This window comes from Akkermansia sp. GGCC_0220, assembly GCF_017566105.1.
Taxonomy (GTDB): domain Bacteria; phylum Verrucomicrobiota; class Verrucomicrobiia; order Verrucomicrobiales; family Akkermansiaceae; genus Akkermansia; species Akkermansia massiliensis.
This window is the reverse complement of the sequence record NZ_JABFCI010000293.1, coordinates 1-206: the sequence shown is the minus strand read 5'-3', so window position 1 is coordinate 206 and position 206 is coordinate 1. Positions and strand designations below refer to the sequence as shown.

Here is a 206-nt window from a genome sequence, read left to right as displayed (position 1 = left end):
AGTGGAACGGTATCTCCTACACATATGTTGTTTTCTGCAAACTCCGCCAGAGCAAAAAAGCAGTTGGAAACTCCGATTACAGTTATTATCGGCAATCCTCCGTACTCAGTAGGACAAAAGTCCGGAAATGATAATAACCAAAATGTTTCCTATCCACATTTAGATCAGTCGCTTGCTAATACTTATGTTGCAAAATCTAAGGCCAC

Annotated in this window: 1 protein-coding gene; it reads left to right on the top strand. The window is 40.3% G+C overall.

What is annotated here, in order from left to right; genetic code table 11:
- The coding region (locus tag HJW02_RS13820; RefSeq protein WP_345778213.1) for a hypothetical protein at positions 1-206 on the top strand (206 nt) is incomplete at both ends.